This window comes from Enterococcus sp. AZ163 (genome assembly GCF_050498925.1).
Lineage (GTDB): Bacteria > Bacillota > Bacilli > Lactobacillales > Enterococcaceae > Enterococcus_A > Enterococcus_A ferrettii.
Window position 1 is genome coordinate 2,678,661 of sequence record NZ_JBIPAO010000001.1, and the last position, 18,331, is coordinate 2,696,991.

General features: G+C 38.4%; 17 protein-coding genes and 1 pseudogene. 16 read left to right on the forward strand and 2 right to left on the reverse strand.

What is annotated here, in order from left to right; genetic code table 11:
• Nucleotides 1–78 precede the first annotated feature (78 nt).
• Nucleotides 79–1,236: a hypothetical protein gene (locus IGI46_RS12755; RefSeq protein ID WP_207703691.1), complete on the reverse strand. Its 1,158-nt coding sequence runs from the start codon at nt 1,234–1,236 to the stop codon at nt 79–81.
• 270 nt (nt 1,237–1,506) lie between these two features.
• Between IGI46_RS12755 and IGI46_RS12760 the strand changes: the two genes are divergently transcribed.
• The 13 genes and pseudogenes from IGI46_RS12760 (at nt 1,507) to typA (ending at nt 15,849) form a co-directional block, all read left to right on the forward strand.
• Nucleotides 1,507–1,671, forward strand: coding sequence for a hypothetical protein (locus tag IGI46_RS12760; protein WP_429969592.1), 165 nt, complete (start codon nt 1,507–1,509; stop codon nt 1,669–1,671).
• A gap of 464 nt (nt 1,672–2,135) precedes the next feature.
• Entirely contained in the window at nt 2,136–2,318 is a 183-nt protein-coding gene (locus IGI46_RS12765) for a hypothetical protein (RefSeq protein WP_429973540.1), read from the forward strand.
• Between the two features lie 276 nt (nt 2,319–2,594).
• Nucleotides 2,595–3,704, forward strand: a complete 1,110-nt coding sequence (locus IGI46_RS12770; RefSeq protein WP_429963487.1) for a response regulator transcription factor — start codon at nt 2,595–2,597, stop codon at nt 3,702–3,704.
• A gap of 214 nt (nt 3,705–3,918) precedes the next feature.
• Entirely contained in the window at nt 3,919–4,869 is a 951-nt protein-coding gene (hpfH, locus tag IGI46_RS12775; protein WP_429963488.1) for a (2S)-3-sulfopropanediol dehydratase activating enzyme, read from the forward strand.
• Nucleotides 4,870–4,900: 31 nt separating this feature from the next.
• Nucleotides 4,901–7,381 carry a (2S)-3-sulfopropanediol dehydratase gene (gene hpfG, locus IGI46_RS12780; protein ID WP_429963489.1) on the forward strand — a complete coding sequence of 827 codons (2,481 nt, stop codon included), beginning with the start codon at nt 4,901–4,903 and terminating at the stop codon, nt 7,379–7,381.
• A 13-nt stretch (nt 7,382–7,394) separates the two neighbouring features.
• On the forward strand, nt 7,395–8,189 hold the full coding sequence (locus tag IGI46_RS12785) for a sulfite exporter TauE/SafE family protein (protein WP_429963490.1): 795 nt from the start codon (nt 7,395–7,397) through the stop codon (nt 8,187–8,189).
• 21 nt (nt 8,190–8,210) lie between these two features.
• Nucleotides 8,211–9,359, forward strand: a complete 1,149-nt coding sequence (locus tag IGI46_RS12790) for an iron-containing alcohol dehydrogenase (RefSeq protein ID WP_429963491.1) — start codon at nt 8,211–8,213, stop codon at nt 9,357–9,359.
• A 45-nt stretch (nt 9,360–9,404) separates the two neighbouring features.
• Nucleotides 9,405–10,799, forward strand: coding sequence for an SLC13 family permease (locus IGI46_RS12795; RefSeq protein ID WP_429963492.1), 1,395 nt, complete (start codon nt 9,405–9,407; stop codon nt 10,797–10,799).
• 14 nt (nt 10,800–10,813) lie between these two features.
• Nucleotides 10,814–11,104: pseudogene (locus IGI46_RS12800) on the forward strand (class II fructose-bisphosphate aldolase); the annotation flags it as partial.
• Nucleotides 11,105–11,846: 742 nt separating this feature from the next.
• On the forward strand, nt 11,847–12,608 hold the full coding sequence (locus tag IGI46_RS12805) for a helix-turn-helix domain-containing protein (protein WP_429963493.1): 762 nt from the start codon (nt 11,847–11,849) through the stop codon (nt 12,606–12,608).
• 164 nt (nt 12,609–12,772) lie between these two features.
• Nucleotides 12,773–13,045, forward strand: coding sequence for a UPF0223 family protein (locus IGI46_RS12810; protein WP_429963494.1), 273 nt, complete (start codon nt 12,773–12,775; stop codon nt 13,043–13,045).
• A 96-nt stretch (nt 13,046–13,141) separates the two neighbouring features.
• Nucleotides 13,142–13,900, forward strand: a complete 759-nt coding sequence (locus IGI46_RS12815; RefSeq protein WP_429963495.1) for an inositol monophosphatase family protein — start codon at nt 13,142–13,144, stop codon at nt 13,898–13,900.
• Between the two features lie 107 nt (nt 13,901–14,007).
• Nucleotides 14,008–15,849 (forward strand): translational GTPase TypA, encoded by a 1,842-nt coding sequence (typA, locus tag IGI46_RS12820; protein WP_429963496.1) that lies wholly within the window; start codon nt 14,008–14,010, stop codon nt 15,847–15,849.
• Between the two features lie 60 nt (nt 15,850–15,909).
• Here typA and IGI46_RS12825 read toward each other — a convergent pair whose 3' ends face one another.
• Nucleotides 15,910–16,572 carry a Crp/Fnr family transcriptional regulator gene (locus IGI46_RS12825; protein ID WP_429963497.1) on the reverse strand — a complete coding sequence of 221 codons (663 nt, stop codon included), beginning with the start codon at nt 16,570–16,572 and terminating at the stop codon, nt 15,910–15,912.
• 253 nt (nt 16,573–16,825) lie between these two features.
• Here IGI46_RS12825 and IGI46_RS12830 point away from each other — a divergent pair, with 253 nt between their 5' ends.
• From IGI46_RS12830 to IGI46_RS12840, 3 genes are read left to right on the forward strand one after another with little or no spacing between them, the layout of a single operon-like run.
• Entirely contained in the window at nt 16,826–17,158 is a 333-nt protein-coding gene (locus tag IGI46_RS12830; RefSeq protein ID WP_429963498.1) for an acetate kinase, read from the forward strand.
• Nucleotides 17,155–17,508, forward strand: coding sequence for a cupin domain-containing protein (locus IGI46_RS12835; RefSeq protein ID WP_207703673.1), 354 nt, complete (start codon nt 17,155–17,157; stop codon nt 17,506–17,508). Before IGI46_RS12830 ends, IGI46_RS12835 begins: the two co-directional genes overlap by 4 nt.
• Complete coding sequence (locus IGI46_RS12840) at nt 17,501–18,253, forward strand: methyltransferase domain-containing protein (RefSeq protein ID WP_429963499.1); 753 nt, start codon at nt 17,501–17,503, stop codon at nt 18,251–18,253. The genes IGI46_RS12835 and IGI46_RS12840 overlap by 8 nt, the downstream gene beginning before the upstream one ends.
• The last annotated feature ends 78 nt before the right edge of the window (nt 18,254–18,331 follow it).

Genomic DNA, 18,331 nt, shown 5'->3' on the forward strand with positions numbered 1-18,331 from the left:
ATCTTTCGCTGATTCCAAGAGAAAAACCTTCTAGAGATCTTTTTAAACTCTAGAAGGTTTTTTTGTATAGATTAATATTTAGTATGCACCATCTCTTACATCATTTGCAATATCAAATGATGTTTGTGCGAATGGCACTTGACCTTTTGTAGTTACATCTGCGCCATTTTTGTATACTTTCAAATTGCGAACTTTTGCTGTAGCATTTGTGCTGTTCACATGCAGGATGTAAGCATTCCCGCCTGGGACTAGTTTAGTCTTATACTGTCCAACTAAGGTATTGTTCACAAAGGCTTGCATATACCCTGAGTCAAAATATCTTACTTTAAGATTGACCGATTGGTTGCTGCCAACTCCAGGTGCATTAGTATTCACCGAATAATATTGTTGTCCAGTAGTTCCAGCATTTGCAGGGAAGTTAATATTGGTTGTATTGATGCGACCTTGCGCAAAGTTCCCATCGTTACCTGCCTGATAGTGTAAGCCAACTCCTACTTGACCACTTGCAGGACCGTTACCTGCAATTACAAATTGTGTTTCGTAATCACTGCCTGATCCTACCATTGCAACATCTGCAACAAACTCAATAGTTGCTGTTCCCAAAGAGGCATTATCAAAGGCTCTATTTGAATAAAGCAAGCGGTAAGAACCAGGAACGTTACGTTCCTCGCCACCTGGAGCAGTGATATTCACATCCACTTTTTTCGGTGTTACTCCGGGACTAGGAGCTGGGTTAGGATTTCCTTTGCCTACCTCCGAAGCGTAAAAAGCAGTTCCTTCAGAACGCCAACCAAGATTAACTAGATGGTTACGTTCATTCCCATCAGTGGTATAGTGGTGAGTACCTGATTTTGCATTTGGATTATACAAACGATAAACAGGAATTTTCCCACCTGATCGCCATGAAAGACCTTCATAGGTCCAACCAACCCTGGTTAAATGATCGCGTTCATTTGTATCTAGGGTATAGAAATGATCGCCTCCGTTGTTTGGATTAAACAGCCGATGCACTTCAACGCCTTTATCCGGAGCTGTCCAAGCAGATCCCTCATCTTGCCAACCTGCACGAACTACAAATGGAATTTCATTGTAATTCTGCGTGTACAAATGTTCACCTGTGTTTGGATTATATGCACGATATAATGTAGAGGCTTCGGCAGTATCAGCCTGCACAACAGCAGCACCTAGCATTAACATTGCTGCCCCAACAAAAGCATAAGAAAACCCTTTTTTCATATTCATCTCCTCCAAAAATTACGCTTTGAGAGCGCTTGTAGTTTTTGTACTCCTTCATTTTACCTTTCATATTTGATTAATGCAACAATATTACTATTCTTATTTTTTCACGTATGATAACACTAATTTCACTCATCTATTAGTTATTTTCGTTTAATAAAATAGAGTTGGAATTAAAAAAATATAGCGACTAAAGTTTTTAAAATTGTAGAAATTGATCAATAGCTCGCCTATTATTCTAGTAGAAGAGGGCACACTATCTGGGAGGTTATGAACGTTTTGCTGAAATACCACGATGAATTGGTCTTATTTAAACATAATCCGTTCAATCAAAAGGCAAGGAAAGCTGATTTTTATGGCTATGCTACTGTTATTTACTTAGCCAATTACTGTGTCATGGAAATTGAAATCATCTTCTTAACAATTATTTTTTAAATTGCATTTTAAAAGAAACTTTACTGTGTATTATTAGCGCTGCAAAAAGAAAAAAAGACTTAGTAAATAAATTTCTTGAAAACAATCCTGAGGAAATTGTTCAGTATTCGCAAAAAAGACTTTTTCGCTAGAAAAGATTGTTTACAAAGAGGTGACAGTAAATTATATTGTTTTGTATATAGAGAAGTACGGTACTTCAAGTATTCCGCTTTATAAAGTATTAAATGGAAAGGAAGGACTACTTCAGTGTTTAATTAAGAGTAGTTTTTAATATAAATTATTGAAGTCCCTAGTTAATCAGAGTAAAGGGAGAAAAACAGTTGAGAAAATATTGTAAGATTCTGCTAGTTTTTATTTTGATAATTGGATTTTTCTTTGTTTACACGGTAATGTTTAGAAAACTCCGATATGAGTCGAAATTTGATCAAAGTTTTGTTTCGCCTAACAGTGAAACTAAAATTTTTGTGCGCTATGATTATATAAGCAGACCATCTGTATTTTTAGAAAGTGGAAAAGAGATTTTTAATTATGAAGGACCAGGTTTCATGGAAACCATCCAATTTGATGTAGAATGGCTGGATGGTGATACATTCATTCTCTACAATAATCAAGTAAATGAAAGGTATAAAGTAGAAATACCTAAATGAATTTTCTTCAATTTGTTAACTGGTTGACTAGTCTTACTTAGCGATAAGGCTGCTCTAAATATACCTGTAAAGAATTCAAAAATGCACTTAAATTAGTAGCTCCAAGCGATGTTTTGACAGCTTCCTTGGTTTATATTTATGGATCGTTCTTTCCTGTATTCAAATGACGCGCAAAGAAGAGGCATGGTATAATCTAATTAATTATTTGAAGAGAAGCTTGTAAAATGGATACGACAGGGTAATGGCGAAGTAACGATTAATGATGGGGGAAGCATTATGAATGAAGAGCATGCTGGTCAAGTTAATTTTTTCTCAGAAATATCCGAGTATCAAATTTCTGCCCGTGAATTTTTTAGTACGGTTTTATTAGACTACTTATTCAAGAATTTTGGCTGGGAAAAGGTACTGATTTCTTATTACGATACGCAGGGAAAATTTTTATCTTGGACTAGTTGGCAAGGAATCTCAATTGATTGTGACGAGCATCCTTATCGTACTTTCTTTGCTAATGATGTCATCAGGCACATGATTTATCAGGATGCTTTGCGAGATCAATTAACGTATTTTAATGTGAAACCCCGTCTATATAAGTCCACAGATATAATCGTCCAAAGAGATTATGAGCATTCGGCTTATGTTCGCTTCATCGAGGAGAACTTTCAGCAGCATTATAGTACGACCTTGGCCTTTGGAATGAATGGCTATATTCAAGTGACTTTTTTCAAAAGTCAGAATCAAGGAGATTTTACGGTAGCAGAGATTACCCAGCTTAATGAAATTTACGTTTATTTGGCGAACTCTTATAAAAACTTCAAAAAATTTGAACAGGCGAAGATTGTTCAGAATATCCAAAATGAAATTATTGCCTGTGGGGAAAAAGCTTATTTGGTGACAGATGATTTCATGCATATCATGAGTTATAGTCAAACTGCTGTTAAATGTTTAACGGATATTTTAGGTCCAGTGATTGCTGAACAGATGAGCAGTACCACCCCTTGCAGCTGGCTGCCTTTCCTTTTAGGTGGGGAAGAAGAAACTATCAGCTCAGATCGCGTCCAAACAAAGATCATTAAGAATTACATTTTCAAAATTTATACCTATGATCAAACCTATTCAAATGGCATTATTGACCGCTATCACTGGATTACAATCGCTAAAAAGGATGAAGAAAAAGTGCCTGCTTTTTCGCTAGATAATTTACCGCTGACGGCGACTGAACAGCGAGTGGCAGAGTTGATGTATCAAGGACTGACTTATAAAGCGATTGCTGATAAAATGGTGGTTAGTTACCATACCATCAAAAAACATGTTCAAAATATTTATATTAAATGTGAAGTAAACAGTCGCTTTGAACTATACAAGCTTTTGGAGCACCGAGAGAATTAGTTTTGTAGGATCAATAAAAGAAAAACCCAGGCGAACTTGTCTGAGTTTTTTTTTGACTAATTTTACTTTGGGATCGTTTTCAATTGAACGTAGGCAGAATAGGGAATGTTCCCTATACGAAATAATCCTGATGCCTACTTATACTGAGATGTTAACTTTGTTAAGCTTTGAGCAAGTTAAACATTCTTATAAAAGTTGGAAAGAAGGGAAAGCTGTGTCTCAGCTGGGAGTCGTTTTTGACATTCAAAGATTTACCCTTCATGATGGTCCAGGTCTACGTACTGAGCTGTTTTTGAAAGGGTGTCCAATGCGATGTGAATGGTGTGGGAATCCGGAGAGCTGGTCAACCAAAATCGAGCTGGGCGTTTATAAATCAAAGTGTATCTCTCAAAGAAAATGCGGACTTTGTGAAACTGTGTGCGATAATCGGGATATTCTTAATTTCCATCGTGGAAAGTTAGTTGGGATCGAAAGCGAGGGGCATCTAGATTGTTCAGTTTACGCAGATGCTTGTCCAGCCGATGCCATTAAACAGTGGGGAAAAGAAATGTCAGTAAAAGAGTGTATGGAAATCATCCGTAAAGATCGTGAATATTATGAACAGTCAGGTGGAGGAGTGACTGTTTCAGGAGGAGAGGCATTGTTGCAAAGTGATTTTGTAGCAGAATTATTCGCGGCCTGTAAGTCAGAAGGCATTCAAACCTGCTTTGAAACAACTTTTTACGGCAACTGGCGAGAAGTGGAAAAGCTTTTACCATACACTGATATTTGGATTTCAGACATTAAACACATGGACAGTAAGCTTCATCGGAAGCACACAGGGGTCCGCAATAATCGGATTTTAGAAAACTTAAAAAAACTGACTGATTTGGAACGGGAATTGATTCTGCGTATTCCAGTTATTCCTGAGGTCAATGATGATCCAGAAAATATTGAAGCAACCGCTGACTTCATTTTAAATGAGCTAAATGGTCGTATTCGAACTCTGCAGTTGCTCAGCTTTATGCGGTTGGGTGAGGAGAAGTATCAAGCATTAGGCATTCCTTACGGGATGGAAGGGATTAAGATCAAACGAAAGTCTTTTCAGAAAAAGGTGAATAAAATAGCAGAATATTTTAACGATCGCGGCATTCACTGTTTAGTTGGAACTAAAGAAAGACAATAAATCAGTTGATTAATGAAGGAGGATTTTATAAATGAGTATCAAACAAGCAACAGCAGTTGGAACAGAGCCCTTTGATAAGACCTATAGCATCGGCTATCAGGTTCACCATGAGGATTGGTCGCCATTTCCTCGGGTAAACCATCTAAGACAAGCCTTTTTGGATCGGCCATATGAGGTGGATGTTGAACGGCTAAAATTAGTTACTGAAGCTTATCAAAGTCATGAAACCTGTTCACGCAAATTAAAATGTGCTTATGCTTTCGAAAATGTTTTGCTGAACTCAACATTATACATTTATGATGAAGATTTGATATTAGGTGAGATTGCAGCACCGGCGAAAGCCTCGCCGATTTATCCAGAATTTTCTGTCAATTGGATTCTAGATGAAATTATAAATTCTCCCTTTGAAGAACGACCAAATGACCAATTCTATATTCGCAACGAGGAAGAACGAAATGAAATTCTTGAGCTTTGTGCATGGTGGAAGGGTAAAACCGTTGATGATTTAGTGAATGTTAAACTGGATAAGGACCAAACGAAGGGTTCCGAGGTTGGTGAAAAGATTTTCCAAACCAATCTTTATCATTACGCAGGTGCTGGGCATTTGGCAATTGATTATAGAAAGCTGATGCGTGTTGGTTACATTGGTCTAATCGAAGAAGCGAAAACTCGGCTTGCTAAGTTGAGTAAACGTGATCCTGAATATGGTGAAAAACGAGATTTTTATGAAGCTATGATTATCATGCACGAAGCTGCTAGAAAATACATCAAACGTTACGCCTTGCTTGCGGAAGAACAAGCAAAAACTACTAAAGATGCAACACGCAAGCTAGAGCTCAAGGAAATGGCAGTGAATTGTTATCAAATTGCTGACGGAGCACCACAAACTTTCTGGCAGGCCTTGCAGCTGTTCAACTTTGCAACTACCTTGATTCAAGTGGAAAGCAATGGACATTCGATTTCATATGGCCGGATGGATCAATGGCTGAAACCCTACTACGAAGCTGATATGAGAAAGGGAAATGTTCCTAAAGAATTTATTTTAGAACTAATCGAAGTTGTCTATGTGAAAATGAACAACCCTACGAAGTTAAAAGACAAGGGAAGTATGGCTTTACGTAACGGCCGCGGTTTCGGCGGTGAAAGTTTGACTATCGGCGGAGTAGATCGTAATGGAAATGATGCGACCAACGATTTAACCATGCTGATGCTGGAAGCTTCTGCTCATACCCGCATGATGAATCCTTGGGTGTGTGTACGGATGCATGAGTTTACTCCTTACGAGTTAAGGGTAAAAACCATTGAATGTATTCGAGCTGGTTATGGTCATCCGAAGCTGTTCAATGATGGTCCTACAATTAAAGGAATGATGCGCAAAGGTATGACTCTTGAAGAAGCAAGAGATTATTGTGTAGTAGGTTGTGTGGAAATTAGTTTGCCTGGAAAAGAGTATGGATGGCATGATGCAGCTTATGTGAATACACCAAAAATGATGGAAATGGTGGTCAATGGCGGCCGTAGTTTAAACACTGGCCAGCAATTGGGGCCTGATACAGGTAGCTTGGATACCTATCAAAGCTTTGATGAAGTGCTCGAAAGCGTTGACCAGCAATTTGAGTATTGGACGGATCAAATGTGCAGCAGCTTAAATATTATCGATACCGTCCATAAAGAACTTAAGCCGCTGCCTTATGTATCAGCCTTTTTCGAAGACTGTTTAGAATCCGGCAAGGATCTAACTGAAGGTGGAGCAAAATACAATGGCATTGGACCTCAAGCAAGCGGCATGGCGACTTGTGCGGATTCTCTATCTGCGATCAAGCAGCTGGTATTTGAGGAAAATCGTTATGCTGGGTCTGAGCTTTTACAAGCAGTCAAGGATAACTGGAAAGGTCACGATGTTCTTTATGCCCTAGTTAACAGTTCGAAAGTTCATCATTACGGTAATGATGACGATTACGCTGACGATTTGTTCAAATTCATGTTCGAATGTTACTGCCGACATATTAGTGGTCGCAAAAATCCACGAGGCGGAGAATTTAGTCCCGGGGTCTATTCGGTAAATGCCAACGTAGCAATGGGAATGAACACTAACGCTTCAGTTGACGGTCGTAAAAAGGGTGAAGCGATATCTGATAATATGGGACCGGTTCATACAGATGCTGGATCGCATGATATTGCTGGTCCTACGGCGTTAGTTAACTCTTTAGCGAAAGTTGATCATAGCTTAGCTACCAATGGAACATTAATGAATCTGCGGTTCCCTGAAGAAGCAGTTGCTGGGGTTGAAGGAAGGGATAACCTAATCAGCTTTGTGGATGCTTATATGGCTAAGCAGCCAATGCATGTTCAATTCAATATTATGAGCTCAGCTACAATGAGGGCGGCACAAAAGAAGCCTGAGGATTACAAAGACATGTTAGTACGTGTTGCCGGTTATAGTGCTTACTTCGTTGAGCTTGGCAAACCATTACAAAAGGATTTGATTCAGCGAACAGAACTGAGTTTTTAAAAAAATGAGGTAGGTGAAAAAGTTGGGATTTGAATTTAATTTTATCTTAGTGGCATTGATGCAGGTAATCGGCTTTTTTGTTCAGGGTTGTACTGGTTTCGGCTGTACCGTAATTGCGGCAGCCGTTACCAACGGATTGTTGGGAACCGAGGTAGGGGTACCCTATGGAACATTAATTACACTGCCATTTTTATATTATTTAGGAATCAAGCAATTCAAAAATGTTTCCTGGAAAGATTTGGCGAAAATTCTTGCCTTATGTTTACCAGGAATCCTAGTTGGGAACTACTTGTTTTATGCGATCAGTCCTACTACAGCAAAAATTGGGATTGGTTTCATGGTTACGTTAATTGCCTTAATGAATGTCTATAAATACGTTGTGAAGCCGCGAATGTCCAAAGAATCAAAGGTAGAAGAAGAAGTAGATACACCCCTGAAGAAGATTTTCCGTTATGGCTGTCTAATTCTAGGTGGGATTGTTCATGGAGCGTTTACTATCGGTGGACCACTAATTACCGTTTATACAATTGAAGCAGTCCAAGATAAAGAAAAATTCCGCAACACCATGAACATGGTATGGGTGATCCTGAATACATGGAATGCTTTTACACAATTCCGCAACGGGGCCTTTTCTCCATATATGTGGAGTGCCTTGGCAATCGGTCTTCCTATGGCAGCATTAGGCTTCTTCTTAGGAATGGGCTTTCTAAAACGAATCAACCGCGAACAGTTTTTGCAAATTGTCTATGTCGTATTGTTATTTGTTGGCGGGAATATGCTGATCACCAGTTTATTGTCCGTAATCTAGAGATGGAGAGGAATACAAAATATGAAAGATTTTACATTTAAAATACCTCAAAGCATTGAGTTTGGCATGGGAAGCTTGAAGAAACTGCCAGAAATATTGAAGGAAAATCAGTCAGAGGATGTATTTCTAATCTCTGACCGTGGTTTAGAAGGTTTAGGTGTAGTCAAAAAAATCCAGGATATCATTGAAGCTGGAGGTATTAAATGTACTACCTATCTGGGTACAGTACCGAACCCAACCGTTGACGTGGTGAATGAATCAACAAAATTGTACAAAAAATGCGGGGCTACTAGTATTGTTGCACTCGGTGGAGGCAGCTCAATGGATGTCGCGAAAGCTACTGGTGTCTTAGCTAAATACGGTGGTGAAATCACTGACTATGAAGGATTGCATAAGGTTCCAGGACCAGTTGTACCAATTGTCGCGATTCCAACAACTGCAGGCTCAGGCAGCGAAGTGACAGCTTCTGCTGTGATTACCGATGAATCTAGAAACTACAAAATGTCAGTCATCAGCTATGAAATGCTGCCGAAATATGCCGTATTAGACCCGGAAATGATTATGACTGCTCCGGCATCGATTGCTGCCTCTTGCGGGATTGATGCCTTGATCCATGCAATGGAAGCCTATATTTCAAGAAATGCCTCACCATTTACGGATGCGATGGCAGAAAAAGCAATGTTACTGATTGGCAGCAATCTTCGTCAGTTTGTCGCGAATCGTCAGAATGGGGAAGCAGCTTGTGCTATGATGTCTGGGTCGACCTTCGCAGGAATCGCCTTTGCTTGGGCAAAACTGGGAAATGTTCATGCAATGAGTCATCCGTTAAGCGCCCATTTCCACATTGCCCATGGTGTAGCAAATGCAATCCTACTACCGACAGTCATGGAATACAATGCTCTGGCAGATCGTGGACGTTACGAAAAAATTTATAACTTTATTAGTGGGAAAACTGAACCAGTGAAGAATTTTGAGCCACAAATGTTGGTAGATGAAATCAAAAAATTAAATGCAGCCATCGGCATACCTAAGACTCTTTCAGAAATGGGTGTAACAGAAGATAAGATTGCTGAGATGGCAGAAGATGCTATGAAGAGTCCCAATGTCGCTGTAAATCCGCGAGCAACTACGGTGAAAGATATTATTGCTCTTTACGAAAAAGCCCTGTAAGTGTCACTGGATTTTCGACTATCATAATAATTGAGGGAAAAGAGAATGGATGTTAGTGTAATTAATGTAAGTAAAAAGAATCTAATGGGATGGATCGTCAGTCTGGCGACCCCAGCGCTGATCGCCTTTATTCCAGTTTCGGACACCTTTACTTCACGCTTGAAACTGTTTCTTGTGATTACGATCTTTGTTATCCTGATTATCGCCATGGAACTGCTTCCTAGGTTAGTCTCAGCCATTTTATTGCCAGCACTGTATTTAATCAGCGGGCTTGTTCCCGCTGAGATTGCATTTGGTTCCTGGACCAGCACAACTGTTTGGATGGTTTTAGGCGGTTTGATATTCAGTAACATTTTGGATGAAACCGGATTATTGACCCGAATTGCCTATTACGTGATTCGTTTGTGTGGAGGTACGTATGCAGGGGCTGTTTTTGGTTGTTTCTTTATTGGAATTATTTTGAATCTAATTACCTTCTGTAACGGTTGGCTAGTTGCCAGTGCTTTGGTGTTTGGTGTATGTAAAGCGATGGAAATGAAGCCTTCCAAGGAAGCTTCGCTAGTATGCTTTGCCGGAACGATCGGTGCTACTGGTTGTACAGTCTGCCTATATTATCCAGGTTACTTCTCAATGCTAGAGGTAGCTATCCGTGAATTGATCCCAAGTTATACGATGTCAATGTTCACTTCACTAAAATATAACGGCTTTTTTATTCTAGTATGTGTAGCCAGTATTCTGATTTTGATGAAAATTTATGACACGAAAAATTTAAAGATCAATGCTAGCAAGGAATTATTCGATGAAAAATACCGCTTGTTGGGGAAAATGTCAACGAAGGAAAAGAAAGCCGTAGTTATGATTGTTCTTTTATTGGCTTACCTCTGTGCTTCAAGCTTTATTGGTTTGCCAGCTGCGTATGGATTCATGGCTATTCCATTTTTGATGTTCCTTCCAAGAATAGGGATTGGCGATCCAGAATCCTTGACTGGTTTGAACTTTTCTATGGTATTCTTCGTTTCGGCTTGTCTCGGAATTGGTATCGTAGGGGCAGAAGTTGGTTTTGGAGATTTCTTGACCGGTATTGCGGTTCCTATGTTGGCTGGTAAAAGTACGCTAGTTGTTTGTGTTGCTTTTATACTAATGGGAACGGTGGCAAATTTTTTTATGACTCCCTATGCTATGTTGGGCGGATTGGCGCTTCCCTTTGTGCAAATTGCAGCTACTTTAGGAATTAATCCGGTTGCCGCCTGTATGTGCTTGCTATATTCCTGTGAATTGCTTTTCTTACCTTATGAATCAGCAGGTAATTTGATTATGTATGGATATGGAATGATGCCCATGAAGGAATTTGTGAAGCAAATGACCTTGAAGGCAGTGCTGATGATTGTTGGTTTTGTTGTAGTAATGTATCCACTGTGGAATCTGTTTGGATTGATTTAATAGTCAGAAAAGCTAATTTGATTTACGACGGCTCTCATTTGCCTTTAAAAAAAAATATTGTTAAAACCAAAGCGATTGTAGTTTATGCTCACACCCACGGAGTTTCAGTTGAAGGAGAGTTGGGAACAATTGGAGGGACTGGAGTCAAAAAAGAAGACTATTCAGAATTAATAAATAATGGTACTCGGAAGTTTAACGTGGGGACAGAACTGCTGATTAATTGGACACGTGAAGTGAAAGATAATCTTAGAGAAACTGAAGTTAATAAGTCTTTGCAACACAATATTATCTTGGGAAATACGGCATTCTAGGAGAGCTTCATGAATTGGACGTCACCGATTTTTCAAAAATTGATTACGCACAATTATTATCGAATTTAGAAAATAAAATCAGAGAATAATGCAGATTATAGATTCGATAATGATAAAAACGATTATCTTAGACGTTAGACATAGCTAGGAATCAAAGATTTTCTGATTCCTAGTTATGTCTTTTCTGAAGAATTTAAGTAAAAAAAGAAGGGTAACGCTTGTCTCTATAATCCCATGCACTAAATTCTTCAAATTTGGTGCGTAAATTGTAAACACTGCTTGTCTGACAAATTTTTTCACAACCTATAATTACAAAAATAGTTTATGTAGAAATAAATAAATTGATTTTCCTTATTCACCTATATAAGTGATTACCTCACGAATGAATTTATTAGTTTTTCGCTAGCCTGTTTTGACCCAGTTGATTACTTTTAACTCCTCAATTAACAGGGTGTTGTTCTTTAAAATAGTTAGTATTAGTATTTTCTATCCTGGTTTAAAGAATCTTCGCTTTCACTTTCCAGGTAAATAGGCTCTGAGATGTGCAAATTTCTGAAAAATTATATGTGAAAATGATCACTCGTTATTTATGTCGAATTTGCAGCTTTTTTCTTATCGTTTTCAAGCTTTATTTTAATCTTTATGTAAAAAAAATAAAATAAAGTAAGCGATGGATATTTACTCATTGTAGTAGGGTATTCTATCGATGATTAAGAAAAACAAGGAGCGTGAATGTGTGAACAAGATCTTGATTCTCACAAAAAACATTTTAGCGGAACAAAAATTTCAAATGCAATTGCAGTTATTAAACTATGAAGTATTTTGTTCTAGTGACATTTATCAAAGTAGCAGTAACCATAACATCTTCTCGTATTTTCCAACTATCTTGCTTAGCGAAACTATTACAGATGCAGAAGTAGCTGAGGTATCAGCATTGATCAATACAGATAATAATTTAATTATTCGTCTGACTGATGAAGCTTACTCTGAAGAGGATCAAGTAACAATAAGGAGTACTGCTATAAGGGGCTGGTTGAACAAATCGCTTTCCAATACAATGGTTCGAGAAAAATTAGTGTTGCTTCAGAAAAACTTCTTTATCAATACTCAATATTCAAACCGTCCGGTACGTTTAGTTGAAGAGGAATCCTACCAACACATATTGAGCAGTGTAAGATTTTCTAAGAATGAGAAGAAAGTATTTTCACTTCTGTTGCAGGGAGATGGCAAAACCTTGTCACGAACCGAAATTTGCCAATTTTTATGGCGTGATGGCGATACAAGCTCAAATCGCTCTCAATTATCCTGTATCATTGCAAAAATTAAAACGAAGTTGAAGCATGCAGGTTATGATGGAGAAACCTTGATTACTAAATGGGGACAGGGCTATTCTCTTGACTCAGTCTTTTGTAAATTTATGCGGACTGATCGTGCTGCTAATGTTTTAGCTGCAATTTCAAGAGAGCTTGTAACATTTGACAATATTGTCTCTTTCTAGAAGCACTAGGGATACATAATCTTAACGTAGAAGTTCTATTCTAATAGAAGCAAAAGCCTTTATCAAAGAAAAATGATAAAGGCTTTTTGTTGTGCTTTGCCATGTTCAAATAAGCGCTTAGTTAAGAAATCTATGGTAAACTAAACAGGAATGGAGTGAAGCAATTGGATAATTACAGTTACCCAATCGATCCTGAATGGAGCAGAGAAGAAATGATTGCCGTGATCGATTTTCTTAACTTAGTCGAACAAGCAAACGAAGGCGGCGTTGATACGCAAGCCTTTTTAGTCGGTTACCAAAAGTTTAAGCAAGTCATTCGCAGCATTGGCGAAGAGAAAAAAATTGGACGTGAATTTGAATCAGTTAGTGGTTATTCCGTATACAGAACCGTTCAAGCAGCTAAAAAAGAATCGAAGAAGCGGCTGAAATTAGGATAGCAATTTGACAGATATTCAGCGATTATTAATAGAAACTAATTTAAATTTTTGGTGAATAGCAGACAGATTTAATACATTACTACAAGGGGGATCACTATGGAAAAGGAAATTATTGAGTGGATTTATGCGGCTGGAGATAAGATTAGAAAGGCTTTGAAAGAAGATACACTTCAGGTAGATCATAAATCTGGCAGAACAGATATTGTAACCAATGTTGACAAAGAGATCCAAAACTTTTTAGTTGATAAAATTAAGTCCTTTGATCCTAAAGCAAAAATTTTAGGTGAAGAAAATGGACAGGATACGACGGCGATTGATCAGGACCGTGTGTTTGTGATCGATCCAATTGATGGAACTTTGAATTTTGTTTACCAAAAAGAAAACTTTTGTATTATGATTGCTGTATATGAAGAAGGTATCGGGCGATTAGGGTTTATTTATGATGTCATGCGTGATGATCTTTTCTGGGGAGGCCCGAAGGTAAACGCTGTGTACCACAACGAGAAAGAATTAAAGGCGCCGAAAAATAAGACGCTTGAAGAAGGTTTGTTGGGTGTAGGTATGCCTGTTTATACTAACAACTATCATCATACTAAGGACATTGGTGTACGAACAATGGGAGTTAGAGTTCTAGGATGTGCTGGCCTAGATTTTATCGCAATTCTACAAGGTACACAAATTGGTTATCTGAGCAGCTTAAGTCCGTGGGATTACGCTGCAGGCAAAGTAATGATGGAACAGTTTGAAATGCCAACCTGCGGAGCGGATTTCCAGCCATTAAATTTCTCTGGTCGTGAGTATTTTATGGGACTTACTTCAGCAGCTATGAACCAAGTAAAAGAGTACAAAGATTAAGAAATATAAGTTTTCAGAAAAAATGAAAATGTTTTACTAACAATTCACGTGAATATCTGCTATAATGGCTTGTCGAGTGACTTGTTATAAGAAAAGGAGCAATTATAGTGAAATACAGAGATGATATTCGTAACGTTGCCATTATCGCCCACGTTGACCATGGGAAAACAACGTTAGTGGATGAAATGTTGAAACAATCAGATACCTTAGATAGCCATGTAAGCTTACAAGAACGGGCAATGGATTCCAATGCGTTGGAAAAAGAGCGCGGTATTACCATTCTTGCTAAAAATACAGCAGTAAACTACAAAGACTACAAGATCAACATCATGGACACACCTGGACACGCGGACTTCGGTGGCGAAGTTGAACGTATCATGAAAATGGTTGATGGTGTATTACTAGTTGTAGATGCCTATGAAGGAACAATGCCTCAAACACGTTTTGTTTTGAAGAAAGCATTGGAACAACATTTAATTCCAATCGTAGTAGTTAATAAAATTGACAAACCTTCAGCTCGTCCAGAAGAAGTTGTCGATGAAGTGTTAGAATTATTTATTGAATTAGGTGCTGATGATGATCAGTTGGACTTCCCAGTGATTTATGCTTCAGCTTTAAACGGAACATCTAGCTTGTCTGATGATCCTGCTGATCAGGAAGAAACAATGGTTCCTGTATTTGATACTATTATTGAAAAAATTCCTGCGCCAGTTGACAATAGCGAAGATCCACTGCAATTCCAAGTTTCTTTGTTGGATTATAATGACTACGTAGGACGTATCGGAATTGGCCGTATCTTCCGTGGAAAAATTAAAGTCGGTGACCAAGTGTCCTTGCTTAAATTGGATGGTTCAGCGAAAAATTTCCGGGTAACTAAGATTTTTGGTTTCTTTGGTTTGAAACGTTTGGAAGTTCAAGAAGCAAAAGCTGGCGATTTAATCGCTTTGTCAGGTATGGAAGATATCTTTGTTGGGGAAACAGTAACGCCTGCAGACCACCAAGATGCTTTGCCAATCCTGCACATCGACGAGCCTACTTTGCAAATGACTTTCTTAGTGAATAACTCACCATTTGCTGGTCGCGAGGGTAAATACGTGACTTCTCGTAAAATTGAAGAACGTTTGATGTCTGAACTTCATACTGACGTATCTTTACGTGTTGATCCAACAAACTCTCCAGATGCATGGATTGTTTCTGGACGTGGAGAACTACATTTATCAATCATGATCGAAAATATGCGTCGTGAAGGCTTCGAGTTGCAAGTATCTCGTCCTGAAGTTATTGAGCGTATGGTTGACGGTGTTCGTTGCGAACCTTTTGAATTAGTTCAAATTGATACACCCGAAGAATATATGGGCAGCGTAATTGAAGCATTGGGCCAACGTAAAGCTGAAATGCAAGACATGATCCATTCTGGAAATGGACAAGTACGTTTGGTATTCTTGGCTCCTGCTCGTGGATTGATTGGATTTACTACTGAATTCTTATCTATGACACGTGGTTACGGAATCATGAACCACACCTTTGATCAATACTTGCCAAAAATCCAAGGAAATCTTGGTGGACGCCGTAATGGTGCGTTGGTTTCAGTTGATACTGGTAAAGCAACCACTTACTCAATTATGAGTGTGGAAGAACGGGGAACTGTTTTTGTTGAACCTGGTACTGAAGTTTACGAAGGAATGATCGTCGGTGAAAACAGTCGTGACAAAGACCTTGGTGTAAACATCACAAAAGCAAAACAAATGACTAACGTTCGTTCTGCTAATAAGGACCAAACTTCAGTTATTAAAAAACCTCGTGATTTATCTCTAGAAGAATCTTTGGAATTCTTGAATGAGGATGAATATTGCGAAATTACACCAGAAAACATTCGTTTGCGTAAACAAATTCTGAACAAATCAGAACGTGAAAAAGCAGCGAAGAAAAATAAAGCTGTGGAAGCATAATAGCAAACAAAAAGTTGTCCAAAGAGTGGAAAAAAACTCTTTGGACAACTTTTTTTCATTCTAATTTAATAGTGCAAAGGTATTGCGATTATAATCAATTAGCTTTTCTTCCTTCATTTTGGCCAGCTCACGAGAAAGAGCACTGCGGTCTACACCTAGGTAGTCCGCAAAGTCTTGGCGAGAAAAGGGAATGGTAAAAAATGGTTCCTCTGATTTACGGTATTGAAAATCCAAGCAATAGAGAATTCTTTCCCGCAAATTCTTTTGGGTTACCAAATCGATTTTCTGGTAAAGAGTTTGATTGTTTACTAGTAAAAGATAAAAGAGATTCTCAATAATTTGTTTCCGTAAACGACAGGTGGTCGCTTCAGGATGCATGAGCTTTTCTTTTTTGATGAGCAATGCTTTACAAAATTGAGGAACTTCAATTTCAAAGGAGGATACACTAGGATTTGGCCAGAGACAGTTTTCGCCAAATAGTTCTCCAGCTTTGACCTCAGTAAAAATATGACGCTCTCCATGGATATTTAACTTGTTAAAATAAAGACTTCCCTCTAGGACAATTCCCACAGAATCTGTCTGATTGTCTGAGGTAAGAACAGTTCCCTTCCCTTCATATTCAACAATTTCACCACCTAAGCATTTCAAAGCCTGTATTATTTCACTAGCAGTTAATCCACGAAAAATAGTCGTTTGTTCGAGCATATCCAAATAACTGTGCATCGTTTTTACCTCATAGATTTATTTAGGATTTACAAGGAGAATCCTAGAAACCTGAAAATATTCATTAAAAAATGAGCGATCGGATTTGACTACAAATCCTCATTGGTTGAACAGACTACGAAAAATAGTTTTTTTGTTGCAAATGCAACCGACAGAATGAAAGACCTATGATATATTCAATGAGAATGATTCTCAATATCGTTCTAGAAATTATTGTAGCAGAAAAGCTCTCGTGGATAAAGGAGGAAAACGAATGAAGCCGGTTCTTTTACCATTAAATGAGATGATAGATTATTCAGCCTATCAGATTCGCAGCCGGATTGTTAGTCAAGCGCTCAATATAGAGCCAACAGTAGTCATCTATGCACTGGATGAAGGTGAGAGTGTCAGCTCAGAAAAAACAGGCTTAGTGAAGCTGCTGCACATCTTGGAAGGGAAACTCGAAGTGACAATTTTTCAACAGAAATGGACAGCTCAAGCAGGAGAATTATTAGCTATTCCAGCCAACAGTCTTCATAGTATTCAAGCGAATGAAAAATGTAAATACTTGCAAATAGAGTTACCAGAAAGGAAAGATAATCAATGACCTATATTAATAAATTACCTCAAAGTGAAGTAATCAATCTGACACAACTAGTTCCTGTTTCCGAAGATCAAGTAGCAAGCATGACACTTGTCCAAAGAAAAGGTATGGGGATGACTGTTTTTGCCCTAGATAAAGATCAATCAATTGGTGGGCATTCATCACCTGGTGATGCCATGGTGAACTTGTTAAGCGGTAAAGTAGAAATTACGATCGGGGAAGAAAAGTTTTTGGTAGAAGAAGGTGAAACTATTGTCATGCCTGCCAATATTCCTCATGCCCTATATGCTCTTGAAGCTTTTCAGATGCTGTTGGTAGTTGTAAAACCGGAAAAGGTGTGTAAGCATGAGTGATAAGAAAGTCGGACACACTTTTCTAGCTAGCCTTGGCAAAACAAGACTACGTCCAGGAGGTATTGAGGCAACCAGCTGGTTGATGAAACAGGCTCAATTTTCAAAAGATGACTATGTTTTAGAAGTTGCTTGCAACATGGGAACGACATTAATAGAGATAGCTCAAACTTACCATTGTAAAATGATAGGTGTAGACTTAGATTCTCAGGCTTTAGAGAAGGCAAAGTCAGCAATAAAAACGGCTAAACTGGAGAATCAAGTAACTGTGCAGCAGGGAAATGCATTGAAATTGCCTTTTGAGGATAATACGTTTGACATGGTGATAAATGAGGCGATGTTGACTATGCTAGCTCAGTCGGCTAAAGAAAAAGCGTTGAGGGAATACTATCGTGTCTTAAAACCTGGCGGCAAGCTACTGACTCATGATATTGCCTTGAAGGTCGAAGATTTAGAGCAAATGGATCAGTTGAGCCGGACTATCAACATGCGGGTTGCACCTTTGACAAAATCGTTATGGCAGTCTCTTTACCAGCAAATCGGCTTTCGAAATATTGCTAGTCAAACTGGTGAGATGTCTTTAATGAGTCCTAGGGGAATGGTTCGAGATGAAGGTTTAATCGGAACCGCACGGATTATTAGAAATGGTTTGAAGGAAGACAACCGGGAACAGTTTTTAGCAATGTTTCACTATTTTAAAAATCAACGGAACAATCTGCAATATATTGTAAATTGCGTAGAAAAATAAGCCAAACAATATTTCATCATAGACATGGAGGAAATTATCTATATTTAGTTGTCTTCTATAATATTATGTAAACAAAAA